14 protein-coding genes, 2 tRNA genes and 1 other annotated feature are annotated in these 15,511 nt (G+C 41.4%); of the genes, 1 reads left to right on the plus strand and 15 read right to left on the minus strand.

The window, feature by feature from the left end:
* Positions 1-66: 66 nt before the first annotated feature.
* The 9 genes from uraA to B9Y89_RS06420 all read right to left on the minus strand — a co-directional run bounded on the left by uraA (position 67) and on the right by B9Y89_RS06420 (position 8,023).
* The gene (gene uraA / locus B9Y89_RS06380) at positions 67-1,338 is read right to left on the minus strand and encodes a uracil permease (protein WP_085522407.1); all 1,272 of its coding nucleotides are present in this window, start codon (positions 1,336-1,338) and stop codon (positions 67-69) included.
* A 116-nt stretch (positions 1,339-1,454) separates the two neighbouring features.
* Positions 1,455-2,108 carry a Bax inhibitor-1/YccA family protein gene (locus B9Y89_RS06385; RefSeq protein WP_085522408.1) on the minus strand — a complete coding sequence of 218 codons (654 nt, stop codon included), beginning with the start codon at positions 2,106-2,108 and terminating at the stop codon, positions 1,455-1,457.
* A gap of 193 nt (positions 2,109-2,301) precedes the next feature.
* A complete protein-coding gene (locus B9Y89_RS06390; RefSeq protein WP_085522409.1) occupies positions 2,302-2,457 on the minus strand; it encodes a YpzG family protein in 156 nt (51 codons plus the stop codon).
* A 14-nt stretch (positions 2,458-2,471) separates the two neighbouring features.
* Positions 2,472-2,636 carry a small acid-soluble spore protein K gene (gene sspK, locus B9Y89_RS06395; RefSeq protein WP_085522410.1) on the minus strand — a complete coding sequence of 55 codons (165 nt, stop codon included), beginning with the start codon at positions 2,634-2,636 and terminating at the stop codon, positions 2,472-2,474.
* 72 nt (positions 2,637-2,708) lie between these two features.
* Entirely contained in the window at positions 2,709-4,187 is a 1,479-nt protein-coding gene (locus B9Y89_RS06400) for an aldehyde dehydrogenase family protein (RefSeq protein ID WP_085522411.1), read from the minus strand.
* A gap of 447 nt (positions 4,188-4,634) precedes the next feature.
* Positions 4,635-6,251 carry a sodium:solute symporter family protein gene (locus tag B9Y89_RS06405; protein ID WP_085522412.1) on the minus strand — a complete coding sequence of 539 codons (1,617 nt, stop codon included), beginning with the start codon at positions 6,249-6,251 and terminating at the stop codon, positions 4,635-4,637.
* Between the two features lie 47 nt (positions 6,252-6,298).
* On the minus strand, positions 6,299-7,381 hold the full coding sequence (locus B9Y89_RS06410; protein ID WP_176222131.1) for a M42 family metallopeptidase: 1,083 nt from the start codon (positions 7,379-7,381) through the stop codon (positions 6,299-6,301).
* 250 nt (positions 7,382-7,631) lie between these two features.
* Positions 7,632-7,704, minus strand: a tRNA-Arg gene (locus tag B9Y89_RS06415).
* Between the two features lie 118 nt (positions 7,705-7,822).
* Complete coding sequence (locus B9Y89_RS06420) at positions 7,823-8,023, minus strand: cold-shock protein (protein ID WP_085522414.1); 201 nt, start codon at positions 8,021-8,023, stop codon at positions 7,823-7,825.
* Between the two features lie 371 nt (positions 8,024-8,394).
* Between B9Y89_RS06420 and B9Y89_RS06425 the strand changes: the two genes are divergently transcribed.
* Positions 8,395-9,027 carry a deoxynucleoside kinase gene (locus B9Y89_RS06425; protein WP_085522415.1) on the plus strand — a complete coding sequence of 211 codons (633 nt, stop codon included), beginning with the start codon at positions 8,395-8,397 and terminating at the stop codon, positions 9,025-9,027.
* Between the two features lie 76 nt (positions 9,028-9,103).
* Here the strand turns inward: B9Y89_RS06425 and B9Y89_RS06430 are convergent.
* The 6 genes from B9Y89_RS06430 to guaB all read right to left on the minus strand — a co-directional run bounded on the left by B9Y89_RS06430 (position 9,104) and on the right by guaB (position 15,476).
* Positions 9,104-9,196, minus strand: a tRNA-Ser gene (locus B9Y89_RS06430).
* Between the two features lie 94 nt (positions 9,197-9,290).
* A complete protein-coding gene (gene serS, locus B9Y89_RS06435) occupies positions 9,291-10,571 on the minus strand; it encodes a serine--tRNA ligase (RefSeq protein WP_085522416.1) in 1,281 nt (426 codons plus the stop codon).
* A gap of 51 nt (positions 10,572-10,622) precedes the next feature.
* Positions 10,623-10,845: a binding site (T-box leader), on the minus strand.
* A gap of 55 nt (positions 10,846-10,900) precedes the next feature.
* Positions 10,901-11,479: a pyridoxal 5'-phosphate synthase glutaminase subunit PdxT gene (pdxT, locus tag B9Y89_RS06440; protein WP_085522417.1), complete on the minus strand. Its 579-nt coding sequence runs from the start codon at positions 11,477-11,479 to the stop codon at positions 10,901-10,903.
* A 19-nt stretch (positions 11,480-11,498) separates the two neighbouring features.
* On the minus strand, positions 11,499-12,383 hold the full coding sequence (pdxS, locus tag B9Y89_RS06445; protein ID WP_085522418.1) for a pyridoxal 5'-phosphate synthase lyase subunit PdxS: 885 nt from the start codon (positions 12,381-12,383) through the stop codon (positions 11,499-11,501).
* Positions 12,384-12,536: 153 nt separating this feature from the next.
* Positions 12,537-13,907, minus strand: coding sequence for a D-alanyl-D-alanine carboxypeptidase family protein (locus B9Y89_RS06450; RefSeq protein ID WP_085522419.1), 1,371 nt, complete (start codon positions 13,905-13,907; stop codon positions 12,537-12,539).
* Positions 13,908-14,018: 111 nt separating this feature from the next.
* Positions 14,019-15,476 (minus strand): IMP dehydrogenase, encoded by a 1,458-nt coding sequence (gene guaB, locus B9Y89_RS06455; protein ID WP_085522420.1) that lies wholly within the window; start codon positions 15,474-15,476, stop codon positions 14,019-14,021.
* Positions 15,477-15,511 lie beyond the last annotated feature (35 nt).

The raw sequence follows: 15,511 nt of genomic DNA on the forward strand, positions 1-15,511 counted from the left end.
GCCTTGTTTTTCCCTTTAAAAAAATAAATAGAGCCGCACATGATTTGTGCAACCCTATTAAGACCTTTATTCATTCGATACTTTTAACACATCAAAGAGTTTGAATAGAACACTTAAGATGATGGCCACAATGGTTGCCAAGCCCATTCCAGTTAATTCAACTGACCCAATGTTAACAGATGCTCCACTAATGCCAACAACAAGAACAATACAGGTTAAGATTAAGTTCTGAGGTTTATCATAATCCACTTGAGATTCCACTAACATCCGGATACCCGATGAGGCAATCACACCAAACAGGAGTAAAGAAATACCGCCCATGACAGGGTCGGGAATGGCAGAAATTAAGGCTGATAGTTTTCCAACAAATGATAAAATAACCGCACATATGGCAGCACCACCAATAACCCATGTCGAATAAACCTTTGATATGGCCAAGACCCCTATATTTTCCCCATATGTTGTATTCGGTGTTGACCCAGCAAATCCGGAAATAAACGTTGATATTCCATTACCAAACAATGAGCGCGATAGTCCCGGATCTTTTGTTAAGTCCTTTTTAACAATATTACCCGTCACAGCTAAATGGCCAATATGTTCAGGAATGACAACAAGTGCCGCTGGTAAAATAATCAGGATGCTATGCCAGCTAAATTCCGGAGTATAAACCGTTGGCAGTGTCAGCCATTCAGCTTGTCCGACTGTCGTTCCTAAGGATGTAAGTCCAGCAATGTAAGCAATAATATAACCACAAATAATGCCGATCAGAATGGGTATGATTTTAAGAAAACCACGGAACGTCACCCAGCCAACAATCGTAATCCCAAGCGTTAAAAGAGATACGGTCACTGCTGTCGGGTCCGCTTGCCAATCAGCGCTAGCTCCTGCTGGCGGAATAATACCAGCCATCTCAGCAGCCGTTGGAACAAGTTCCAAACCAATGACAGCTACAATAGCCCCCATTGCCGCAGGTGGAAAGACAACATCAATCCAACTCGTCCCTGCCATTTTTACGACCCACGCCACAATCATTAAAATGACACCAACCGCGATGAATCCTCCTAGAGCCTCAGCATAACCTCCGCCCGAAAGCACAACCGAAACAGGTGAAATAAAGGCAAAGCTCGATCCCAAGTAAGCCGGAATCTTCCCTTTAGTAATAAGTAAATATAAAAGCGTACCTATGCCGTTCATAAGTAAAATGGTCGCTGGATCCACATGAAATAACACCGGAACCAAGACAGTGGAACCGAACATTGCGAATAAGTGCTGCAGACTTAAAGGAACTGTTTCCTTTAAGGACGGTCGCTCATCAACCTGAATCACACGCTGTGACATATTTTCCCCTCCTTCGATCCATTTCAACACAATCTTACTTATTATAACCTACATTACCAACCAACAAAAAGCATTAAAAAAGACCCGTTCGAAAACGGGTCAACAGATCTCTTGTATTAGTCTTCTGACAGAATCCCCATGAATCGGAGAATGAATAGGAACAAGTTGATCAGGTCTAAATAAATCGCGACCACAATCATCGGAATTTCTTTTTCAGTGAAACCCTGGTTCGTTAAGCGGCTGAAATCATAAAGCGTCCAACCTACGAAAAGCAAGATACCAAAACCATACATAATCAATTGAGCGGTTTGCGTAATTGGAAAAAAGATCTGTAAAATCATCATACCGATGATGGCAAAGGTGCCGACCATAAGAAAGCTTCCCAAGAAGCGGAAATCCCGTTTGCTAACAAGCGAATAAATCGCAATACCACCAAAAGCAATAGTTGTTGCTCCTGCTGCTCTGAAAACCAAACCAGCGCCATAATAGCTGGCATATTGTGCCACAACAAAATATAAAGTTGCTCCTGAAACCAGCATAAAAGCGTACATAAGTCCGTAACTCATAGACTTGCGCTTTCGGGCAAAAATCATTGCAATGATTAAGCCAATCTCAAGAATGGCTAATGGCAAATACATACCAACTGGGAGATATTGTCCCAAGTACATACCCAAGGCCGCGACCAAAAACGCCATGAAGAAGGCACCAAACAGTTTTGAATAAGGACTGTGCCCGCGTGCCTGTTCAGGCGCCATTTCAAATGTATTCATCAATGACCTTCCTTTCAAAATCATGATTTTTTATCGTTATATATATCTTGTACGAATGTATGATAAAAAAGTTTCACTCATACATCTTCATATTACCTTGTTTCAATGTGAATGTTAAATATTTTAACTATGATATCACGAATATGTAGAAAAGGGAAGCCGAGTCAAACTCAGCTCCCCTGTTCTTAAAGGCCTATTTAAACGGTACACGTGTCTGTGTGTAAATCGCCATGATTTTATCTTGCTGAGTTGGCGCCGTTTCACCATTAACCTGGTTAGAGGCCCTTTTCGGATTAGCTCTTGGTGATTTAAATTGTTCAGCGAAGGCTTTGGATTTACCTTTACCCAAGAGTTGTCACCCCTTTACTCATGATGGTGGTTTCTGACTTGGTTCGACAAGTACATGCGCTCTTGCGGACGAGTTCTTGTTGTACCATTGGCACGTTTGGATGAAAATTCAGCTTTAGCTCTCGGTTGAATGGAATTTTCATTTTGAACCGGATACTGTTTTTCCCCTCGATCGACCAATCGCCTTCATCCACCTTTCACTTTGGGGTACGCTTAGATTATGTTCATTGATGCATTGTTATTCAACATGAATTAATTCATGTTAATCCAAACATCTTTAACTTCGGTATAGTTGTTTAAGGCATAAGATCCCATTTCACGACCCATACCTGATGACTTAAAGCCACCGAATGGCGCCGCAGCATCGAATACATTATAGCAGTTAACCCATACTGTTCCAGCCTTAAGTTTGCTGGCCACATAGTGGGCAGAACGGACATTTTCTGTCCAAAGTCCAGCTGCCAAACCGTACTCAGAGTTGTTAGCCCGACCGACGACTTCATCTAAGTCTTCAAACGGCATAGCCGTAACCACTGGGCCGAAAATTTCTTCTTTGGCAATTGACATATCATCACCCACATCCGCAAAGACGGTGGGTTCAACAAAATAACCTTGATCGGAATGCTGACCGCCCGTTAAAAGTTCCGCCCCTTCATCTTGACCTTTATTAATGTAATTCAGCACACGGTTTTGCTGTTCTTTTGATACAAGAGGACCCATTTGCGTATCGGGATGCAGTCCTTGTCCCTGTTTTATATTTTTAGAGTAATCAACCAAATCAGCAACAACGTTATCAAACGATTTCTTTTGGATAAACACTCTCGATCCCGCCGAGCAGACTTGTCCTTGGTTAAACATAATGCCAGACACTGCTCCAGGAACGGCTTTCGTCATATCAGCATCTGGTAAAATGATATTTGGTGATTTACCACCTAATTCTAATGTTACGCGCTTAAGTGTATTTGAAGCTTCTGACATGATATATTGACCAATTTCCGTCGATCCTGTGAAAGCAATCTTATTAACTTCAGGGTGCTTAACAAGCGGGGATCCCGCCGTCTCGCCAAATCCAGGAATCACATTCAAAACGCCTTCCGGAAATCCAGCTTCTTCAGCCAGCTGAGCGAGATAAAGCGCTGAAAGCGGGGTTTGTTCCGCCGGTTTCAAAATAATGGTACATCCCGTCGCCAGCGCCGCACCTAGTTTCCAAGCCGCCATTAACAGCGGGAAGTTCCAAGGAATGATTTGACCGACGACGCCAACTGGTTCATGTCTCGTGTAATTAAAATATGGACCATTAACGGGGATGGTTTGACCAACTATTTTCGTTGACCAACCCGCATAGTAACGAAAATGTTCAATAGCTAACGGCACATCTGCCGCCGATGTTTCACTGATGGGCTTTCCGTTATCTAGTGTATCAAGCTGAGCCAGCTCTTCTTGATGTTTTTCCATGAGATCCGCTAACTTATAAATCAATCGACTTCTTGAGGCAGCACTCATTTTTGACCATGGGCCGTCATCAAATGCCTTTCTCGCTGCTTTTACCGCACGATCAACATCTTCTTCACCCGCTTCACTCACAGTAGCAAGGACTTCCCCTGTTGCTGGATTTAACGTGTCAAAACTCTTCCCTGTTGCCGATTCGACCCATTGACCATTGATATACAACTTTTTCGTGCCTACTAGGAATTTCTCCAGACGCTCATTGATTTGTAACGTTTGTACCACAAAATCCCTCCTCAGAAATGATTCATATAACACTTTCTTCACAAGCTATGAGAACCCTTCCGAAAATAAAGAATAACCTTCGATTATTTCCGGGGAAATGTGTTTAAATTCAACATAGAACGACAAGAAAAGACAGCATAGTGCCGATTCGGACAACCCATCATTTTTGAATAAATAACTTAAAGCCAAATGAACCATTTGTGTATCTAACTAAAATAAATTAAAAAATTCAAACTAAAATGGACTTAAAATATCAACCTGATTAGCTTGGTTAGTAATTACAAACCTAAAAATATAATCCAAAAATGAGCTCCCTTTTCCTACAAGTAGCTTAGTGGTAAGTAAACCTTCAGAAAAGGCAAACGCATGTTGGTTCGTTTTATTAAGCTTGAGAATATACTACTTTAACCATTTTAGGGTTGGCAAAAAACCAAAATATTACGTTTATCAACCTTTTCTATCCGGCAAGGCATAGACCGCCATAAGAATTAAACCAATTGTTAACCCAATAACTGCTAAAGTAATGAGGATTGGCCATAATGCAAGTTGAGTCAGTCCAATCAGAAACAACGCAAAGAACAGACAGATGGCGACGAAAAAGGGATAATCCCGCTGGGTCATCGTTTTGAACTGGAATAGCGTTGCCTTTTCCGGCTCCATTTTTGTAACTAAACTACCTATAATCACACCGGCAAGAGAGAATACAATGCCAATAATAACTGTATGTGGCCATTGCATGATTTCACCAATAATAGTTACAATTCCTCCAGAAAGAATTCCGGACATGGCCCCATTCGAATTGGCTCTCTTCCAATAAATCCCCGCCAATACAGGAATAAAAGTAGCCCCGGCAAAAATATGCATCGTACCTAAAAGCAACTGCATGATGGAAGGCGTAAGAATGGCGGCTATCGTGCCCATACCACCAATCACAACAATTGATAATCGCGATAAATTAATACCTGTTTTTTCATTAATTGTTTCACTTTTTCCTTTCTTATATCGCTCATAGAGATCACGTGACACGTGGATCGATGCTCCAAGAAGATTAGAATCCACAGTTGACATTGCCGCTCCTATAATGCCGGTTACAATGACCATCCCAATCCATGGATTGATGACTTGAAGGGCTAACATCGGAAAAACAGCCTCAGGGTTATCCAATTGCGGCATAAGTGAACTTCCTAATATACCTACAAGCGCCAAACTGAAACTCATGAATAAGCCAACAAATATAATCATTAACAAACTAATACGTTGAATAATTTTTTCATTCTTGGCCGCATAGACTCGTTGGATTTGCGTTTGTGATATGGTATTAAGAGGCAAAAACGTCAACCACCAGCCAATGACCATAAAGAAGGTAGCCCCTTCCAAGAAATTGAGCGTGTGGGAACCGAGGGCATCTTGTAACGCTCCAGCTGCATGAGTCACTGAATGGACCATGTTCGTTTCTGGGTCAAGAGCCTGCAATCCGAAAATGATAACAAGAATTAATCCGCCAACCATAATAATGGATTGAACCCAGTCCGTCCAAGCAACCCCCATCAATCCGCCAAATGCAGTATAAACAATCGTTACCACTGAGGTTACTAAAATAGCTGTATTAATATTTATGCCAATGGTTGAATGAAGAATTGTTCCAATCCCAAGAATACTGCCTCCAGCACCTCCAATTAATCCAATAAGTGAGAAAACCGTTGTCCATAATGCTACAGATTTAGAATATCTTAATTCCATTAAATCAGGTAGGGTAAAGACTTCATGTTTTTGTGCGATTTTTCTGATTTTGCCAACTATAAAAAATAGCAAAAAATATGCGGAACCTGCCGCTACCAGCATCCATGTCCTTGAAAATCCAAAGTTATAGACTTGCCCGCTGAACCCCATATACGTATTTGCTCCAACGACAGTTGAAAAAATCGTTGCAAACAAAATACCCGAGTTCATTTTATTTGACGCAACATAAAAATCTGAACGTGACTGCTGTCTTTTAGAAATAACAAAACCAATAATTAACATCAGCACCAAATAAGAAGCGGGTATTAAATAAGTCCAATCCATTATAAACACCTCTCATAAGATTTTGTATACTTGTTCCTAGCATAAGATCAATACACCTTCAATGTTTTTATACTCTCATACAAAAGGTTTGCCATATGAACAGTGTCATCGATGGAAGCCAATTCATAAGCATGAACATAACGAGTCGGCAAACAAATGCCACCTGTGGGAACCCCATTTCCTTCTCTATGAATCGTAGCTCCATCTGTTGAACCTGCAGACTGCACTTCAAGCTGATAAGGAATATGATGTGAATGAGCAATATCCTTCATTTGCTTTACAATGGTATCGGAAACAATCAACCCCAACATAGCTCGACTAATATTATCCACCACTTTAATACCAGGCCCTCGATCCACCTCAGCAATATGCTCACTTTCATGAATCTTTGGTAGATCATTGGCCATTGTAATGTCGAGAGCAATTGCTAAATCTGGTTTAATTTGATTAGTAGCTGTCTGGGCACCTCTTGAACCCACCTCTTCTTGAACCGTAAAAACTGGGTACAAGTCTGGGATATTATTTTGGTCTTCGTTTTTCATCACTTTTAATACCTCAAGCAGGATAAATACAAGAAGTCGATTGTCCAAGGCTGTACCGGCTACTTTATTGTTAAGTTGTTGAAATTGATAAATGAATTTTACAGACTGCCCGACTTCAATTCCCATATTTTCAATATCTGCTAGATTATTGGCGCCCACATCAATAAAAAAGTCTTTGGCATCCGGAATGTACTCATCGGCAAGAGGACGTCCCGGATGAATACTATTAACGATTCCTGGCACCTTTCCTTTGGGTGTCAATACTTCACACTCCCGGGCATAGAGATTCTGAGATCTGATTCCGCCAATCGTCTCAAAATATAGAAATCCCCGCTGATCAATATGTTTGATCATTAACCCAATTTCATCCATATGTGCTGCCACCATCAACTTTTGCTTGCCATTACCCTTTATATGCGAAATGACGTTTCCCAATGGATCAACAGTTACAGAATCTGCTAAGGATTCTAATTCCTTGGTTAAATAGGATTGCACTTGCTCTTCACGTCCTGAAACCCCATGAAGTGATAAAATTTCCGGAAGTCGATCCACTACTTTGTTTCGAATTGAATCATTCAAATGCGTCATCATTAATGCCTCCCCGTTAAGATTTAAAAAAGTTTCTCTTGTCCATTTTCATAATAGGTTAATAATAAAATTAGAAAGTAGCATTCTATGCTCCACATCAGTCATAAATGTCATCAATGATAACGAAAATATTTAATTAATTTATTTATCGCTCCATAAGTTGATTCATTCGGTTGCAATTCACTTTTTTCCATTAAAAAAAGGATTTGCGATCCATTCGCAAATCCTTGGTGTAACAGTATTTTTGTAGTGGCCCCGGCAGGATTCGAACCTGCGACGCAAGGTTTAGGAAACCTACGCTCTATCCCCTGAGCTACGGGGCCATATTTTTGATGACACGATAATCATTATACAAAACTTTGCCCTATTTTGAAAAGGGGTTGGTTCCATAGACAGAAAGAAGCGGCTCAACTCAGCTGAGCCGCTTCACTGGCTTCTCTATTACAATTTAACGACGTTGGCTGCTTGCGGGCCTTTTTCGCCTTGTACGATTTCAAATTCGACGCTTTGGCCTTCTTCTAAGGATTTGAAACCTTCTTCTTGAATGGCAGAATAGTGAACGAATACGTCGTTTTCACCTTCTACCTCGATGAAGCCATAGCCTTTTTCGGCGTTAAACCATTTTACTGTTCCGTTTTGCATGAGTGTTGCCTCCCTATACTTTGCGCGGTCATACGCAATAAATATTCCAAACCTCTTACACTTTACATAAGGGAGTATTGTACTTTCAGTAAAAGCAAAAAATCCTCCACCAAGTGTAGGAGTAAAAAACGTCCCACTCTGGTGCAGGCCTTACCTTCTTACTTCCGACAACTTGCTTACATAAATATGTAATTGGTTTGTTATAGAATACCACATGAGAATACCTTAGTCAAACAACGGTATTAGTCATGCACATCTATAGTATGTCCAAAATCTTAGAATCAAATCATGCCTGTTTATTTTACCTTCATGACGTTATAAAATAAACCATGGACAACTTATCGAGACATTGCTGAGAGGGCGAAATCATTATGAATCACACTAATCAACAACACATCATTTCCGTTGCCGGAACCGTTGGTGTCGGTAAAACAACCATGGTACAAGCTATTAGCGAACATATGAACTATGAATCCGTATTTGAAAATCCAAAGTCCAACCCATATTTAGAACACTTTTATCAAGACTTCAAAAAATGGGCCTTTCATACGCAAATTCATTTTTTATCAGAACGTTTTAAGCAACAGACAAATATGCGTCAAAACCCCGGTCATTATGTACAAGATCGTTCCATCTACGAAGATAAAGACATCTTTACAGCACTGCATTATGCTGACGGTAACATCGATGGACTCGAATACCATACTTACTTAAATTTATATAACAGTATGGTGGAAAATCCCGATTTCAAGCATCCGGATCTTATGATCTATCTAACCGCCAGCCACCCCAATGACATTATTGATCGAATTAAGAATAGAGGTCGACCATCGGAACAAAGCACACCGGATGCCTATTGGTTACAGTTATTCGAACGTTATGAAGAGTGGATCCATCAATTCAATATCTGTCCTGTTCTTGAAATTAATATTGGTGATTACGATTTAATTCATGATTCCCATTCAAGACAATCGATTTTAAAAAAAATTTCCGAATTGATATAGATATTAAAAAAAGGCCATTCCAAGGAATGGCCTTTCTAATGTCCGTATCTCCAAATTGTGCGTGTTTTTTTTAATATGGCGGAGGAGGAGGGATTCGAACCCCCGCGGGCCGTGAAGCCCCTGGCGGTTTTCAAGACCGCTCCCTTCAGCCGAACTTGGGTACTCCTCCTTGCTGACACGATTAATACTATATCATATGTCTTAACCCTGTGCAAGCCCCGCCATTAAAATTTTATTTTTTACACAATTATATTGTGTCATAATTAGTTAAGCTTATCCTTATTTCCCATATATGGACGCAATACTTCTGGAATCACAACACTACCGTCTTCCTGTTGGTAATTTTCCAGTATTGCGGCAACCGTTCGCCCAACAGCAAGACCAGATCCATTCAGTGTATGCACAAATTCAGGCTTTTGCTTTGTCCCTGGATCCCGACGGAAACGAATATTAGCCCGTCGCGCTTGAAAGGCCTCAAAATTACTGCAAGATGAAATTTCCCTATAAGTATCGTAACTTGGCAGCCAGACTTCCAAATCATATTTTTTAGCAGCTGTAAACCCGAGGTCTCCGGTACACATGCTCATCACTCGGTAAGGCAGCCCAAGCTTTTGTAAAACAGTCTCTGCATGACCTGTAAGCTTCTCAAGTTCGTTATAGGAATTCTCAGGCTTCACGAACCGGACAAGTTCTACTTTATTGAATTGATGCTGGCGAATCAAACCACGCGTATCCCGGCCGGCTGATCCTGCTTCTGAACGGAAATTTGTGCTATAAGCGCAGTAAGCAAACGGTAAGGCTTCACCATCAATCATATCCTCACTATGATAATTCGTGACTGGCACCTCGGCAGTTGGAATTAAGAAATAATCTTCTTCTCTAATCTTAAAAGCGTCCTCTTCGAACTTCGGCAGTTGCCCCGTTCCTGTCATGCTTCCACGATTTACAAGATACGGTGGCAGCATTTCTGTATAATCATGTTCTTCAGAGTGAAGATCCATCATAAAACTAATCAGCGCTCTTTCCAACCTTGCACCCATACCTTTGTAGAAAACAAACCGGCTACCGGTCACTTTAGATGCCGATTCAAAATCCAAAATGCCCAGCTCTGTGGCCACTTCCCAGTGTGGTTTGACTTCAAATGGCTCCTCTTGAATCTCACCCCACGTCCGGACCACCACATTATCTTCCTCATCATCACCTACTGGAACACTATCATGAGGAATGTTCGGAATAGACAGCATTAATGTTTGCAGATCATCATCCACTTGTCGCAGTGATTCATCTAATTCTTTAACTTTTTGACTGACCTCACGCATCTCTGTAATACGATCATCTGCATTCTCACCATCACGTTTTCGTTTCGCAATTTCTTGAGAAACCTCATTTCGCTTAGCTTTTAATTCCTCTGTTTCTTGAATCAATTCTCGCCGCCGGGCATCAAGCTCCTGAAACTTATGAAAATCACTTAGATCCTCGCCCCGTTTCAATAACTTGTCTTTGACTTCATTGTAATTCTGGCGAACATATTTTAAATCCAACATGTTATATTCCTCCTGTCAAATAGGCTACATATAAAAAACGCCCACCCCCTTATAAGGGACGGACGTTGATGCCGCGTTGCCACCCTGATTGTTTGCTGCATTCAAAAAGACAAACCGCTCAGCCGGATAACGGACCGGACCGGAAATGCTTACTTTCAATTTCGGCACTTCGACTCAGGGATGGATTCATAAGTTCCTTTGTCCGGTTTACACCAACCACCGGCTCTCTATACAAAAGAGAATGCTTATTACTTGTTCCCATCTTCATCATTCAGACATTTTTTTGTTTTAATAACTTACATGATTCACAAATTAAAGTCAAGTTATTCCTATGACATCTTTGCTTGTACCATATCAACAAAATACGCATGTAGCCGCTTGTCATCTGTTAATTCTGGATGAAAGGCTGCGGTTAAAAAGTCGCCTTGCCTTGCAGCAACAATTTTTCCATCATATTTCGATAAGATTTGGACGCTTTCTTGAACATCAAGAATGTACGGGGCGCGAATAAATACACCATTGAAATTGTTAGCAACCCCTTCGATGATTAATTCCGCTTCAAAACTGTCACGTTGACGGCCAAACGCATTCCGGCGGACATTGATATCCATTAATGCTAAATGCGGCCCTTTTTGCCCCTCAATTTGTTTGGCCATTAAGATTAAACCAGCACAAGTACCAAACACAGGCTTGTCCTGAGCAAAAGCCTTAACGGGCTCAAACAAATCATATTGGTCCATTAACCGTCGCATGGTTGTGCTTTCACCGCCGGGAATAACGAGTCCATCCAATCCTTCTAGTTGATCACGACGTTTCACAATTTCAGTATCTGCACCCGAAGCTTCTAATGCCCAAATATGTTCACGAACGGCTCCTTGCAATCCTAAAACACCAATTTTAACTGTCATTTACCATCAACCTTAACCTTTATTCACTGCGTTCTTGCATTCTTTCTGAAGCATCAAGTGTCGACATCTCAACACCTGGCATAGCTGTTCCTAATCCTTTAGACAACTCAGCAATTAACTGATAATCTTGAAAATGTGTTGTCGCTTCAACAACAGACTTTGCAAAGTTAGCCGGATTCTGTGACTTAAATATACCTGATCCAACAAACACGCCGTCAGCACCCAGTTGCATCATTAGTGACGCATCAGCTGGTGTCGCTACACCGCCGGCCGCAAAGTTGACGACAGGTAAACGTCCGGTTTCTTTAACATCTAACAGAACATCGTACGGTGCACCTAGCTCTTTGGCTTTAGTCATAAGCTCATCTTCTGACATATTTTGAACTTCGCGAATCTGTGCATTGACTAACCGAAGATGCTTGACAGCTTCAACAATATTGCCTGTACCTGGTTCGCCTTTGGTCCGTAGCATTGAAGCTCCTTCACCAATGCGGCGCGTCGCTTCACCAAGGTCACGACAACCACAGACAAACGGCACCTTGTAATCACGCTTGTTAATATGAAACCGATCATCAGCTGGCGTCAATACTTCACTTTCATCAATATAATCAACATTCATTGACTCTAAAACACGTGCTTCAACGATGTGACCAATTCTTGCTTTAGCCATAACAGGAATGGAAACGGCATTCATAACATCTTCTACAATGGATGGATCAGCCATTCTGGCGACACCACCTGCCGCACGAATATCCGCAGGTACTCGTTCTAAGGCCATTACAGCAACAGCCCCTGCCTCTTCAGCTATTTTTGCTTGTTCAGCATTGACGACGTCCATAATGACGCCACCCTTTTGCATTTCAGCCATGCCACGCTTAACACGATCTGTTCCAGTTTGTCCCATGTGTCATCCTCCTAGCAATGATATCCTAACTGTTGACTTCCTCATAATGTTAATCATAACGCATAATTCAAACTGTTGCCATAGTATCTAAGACAATTAGATAAAGAAAATCCCCTTATGAGCAGATCCTCATAAGGGGAAGCAGATCATCCCCTAGAATAATCCTGTAACAAAATCAACAGCACTGGAAAATAGACCAGAAAAGAAATGACCCACTGATCGGAAAGTCAACACAAACCAATTGGCTTTATCGACATCGTCAGCTACAACGACAGGAGCCTTTAATTGATCTTTATAAAGATAACCACTTTGCTTTTGGTCCCCTGTGTATTTCAGTGTGACATAACCCACTTTGTCACCTTTTTTAACAGGAGCTGTTAATTCACCGTCATCATTTAACTTGGATTGATCCAAATGTAGAACAGGTTTAAAGTTGTCCGCTTGTCCACTGGAAACAACAGTCTTAATATCACCTTTCACTTCAATACCAACATGATCTTCTTTGCCTTTTAACACAGGTATATTTTTATGATCCTTGAATTGGTAGCCGTCTTTAACAATCGTTGTTTGCTCAAATTGATTAAAACCATAATCATACAATTTTTTTGTTTCAAGAAAACGAGCCGATTTGGAATCAGTCCCCATAACAACAGAGATCAAACGACGTCCATTTTGTTCAACGGTTCCTGTGAAACAATATTTCGCAAGATTGGTATATCCCGTTTTCAACCCGTCGACACCTTTATACTCATAAGCCGACATATTTTGTGTTTGTGAACTGAATCCTGGCAACATCCAGTTAACATTCACCATTTTAAACGGTTGGCCTTCAATACCCGCCTTGAAATTTTTCACAGCAGTACTGGAAATTTCCTGGGCCTTGCCACCTACATAGTATTCATTGATAAAATGATAAGCTAATTTGGCAAGCGCGCGAGCTGAAAGCGAATTGCCGTCATCTTTGTTACCTGTGTGATAGTTTCCTAAAAGATCACTATTGTTCAGACCCGTGCTATTCACAAATTCAGCCTTTTCCATACCTAATTTGTCAGCGGTGTTATTCATAATTTTCACAAATTCTTTTTCACTACCCGCAATTTTTGCTGCTAAAGCGATGGTAGCACCGTTAGCAGAGCTGATAGCCATGCCCTCATACAATTCACGAACCGTATATTGATAGTCAGGTCTAAGGGGGACTTTAGAATAGTCTGGTTGGTTACTAATTTGATTCGCATAATCCCCAACTGTCACTTTGGAATCCCACTTTAATTTCCCTTCAGCAATATATTTGTTCACGAGGTATTCCGTCATAATCTTTGACATACTGGCGGGTGGTAATTTGGTATCAACATTTTTAGAATATAAAATTTTCCCCGTCTCAGCATCTATTAATATAGCCGATTTGGCGTTAATATCAGGCCCTGCTGCCTTGGCTTGGTGCTCTGATAATGGCGATACCAATAATGTTAACGTCATTATGATCATGATACCAATAATGTTAGTTCTCTTTAAGTATTTGAACATTTGATTTTGTCCACCTCCACATACCCAAAAGTCATTTTATCATAGAATTAGGCAAAAAAGTAGACAGGGTCGAACCCTGTCAAAAAATAATCATATTGTACTGGTTTTCAACTAAAATGAGTAATTCGGTGATTCTTTTGTAATCTGAACATCATGGGGATGACTTTCGTGTAGACCGGCATTACTGATGCGCGTGAATTTGGCATTTGCTCGTAAGTCATCAACTGTCGGGGTCCCACAGTATCCCATACCTGATCGAAGGCCTCCGACGAGTTGATGAATCGTATCTGTCAACATCCCTTTATATGGAACACGACCTTCAATACCTTCGGGAACTAATTTCTTCTGGTTTTCCTGAAAATAACGATCCTTACTTCCTTGTTCCATTGCACTCACTGACCCCATGCCGCGATAGACCTTATATTGTCGGCCTTGATAAATTTCCCGAGCCCCTGGACTTTCATCAACACCGGCCAAAATACTTCCAAGCATAACGGCATGTCCGCCCGCAGCCAGAGCTTTAACAATATCACCTGACAATTTAATACCGCCGTCAGCAATGACTGCGACACCATGCTTCTCTGCCTCTTGCGCACAATCAAAAACCGCTGTAATTTGTGGGACACCCACACCGCTAACAACACGCGTCGTACAAATTGAACCTGGTCCAATCCCGACTTTGACCACATCAGCACCCGCTTTAATCAAATCACGGGTTCCTTCAGGCGTTGCAACGTTTCCAGCAATCAAATCTAAGTCAGGATAAGCTTCGCGAATCGCTGTGACCCGGTCCAAGACACCTTGGGAATGACCATGTGCTGTATCGAGAACAATAGCATCCACACCCGCTTCAACTAATTTTTTCACCCGCAACATGCAATCTTGACCAACCCCAACGGCAGCTGCTGTAAGTAACCGGCCCTGATTATCTTTTGCCGCATTCGGAAACTCGATCACTTTTTCTATATCCTTAATCGTAATAAGGCCCTTCAGAAAATCTTGATCATCGACTAACGGCAATTTCTCAATTTTGTGCTGTTCGAGAATCTTGCCCGCCTCTTCAATGGTGGTGCCGACAGGAGCTGTTAATAAATGGTGACTTGTCATCACCTCAGCAATTTTAATGGAGTAATCATTGGTAAACCGCAAGTCACGATTCGTAATGATACCGACTAATTTACCTAACTCATCAACAATCGGAACACCCGAAATACGAAATTTACCCATTAAATGCTCTGCATCATACACTTGATGCTCTGGTGTGAGATAGAAAGGATCTGTAACAACACCACGTTCTGAACGTTTTACCCGGTCAACTTGCTCCGCTTGCTCCTCTATGGACATGTTTTTATGAATCACACCAAGGCCGCCTTGCCGAGCGATCGCAATCGCCATTTCCGCCTCCGTCACAGTATCCATACCCGCACTAATTAACGGGATACTTAACGCAATTTTTTTCGTCAATTGAGTTTTAGTTGATACATCTCTTGGCAATACTTCTGATTTAGCAGGGATTAGCAAAACATCGTCAAAAGTGAGTGACTCTTTTGTAAATTTATCTTCTCGCATGCCGCTCAAGACCCCTCTCCGGCGATTCCGCCGAA

Origin of the sequence: Tuberibacillus sp. Marseille-P3662 (assembly GCF_900178005.1) — a bacterium.
Lineage (GTDB): Bacteria > Bacillota > Bacilli > Bacillales > Sporolactobacillaceae > Marseille-P3662.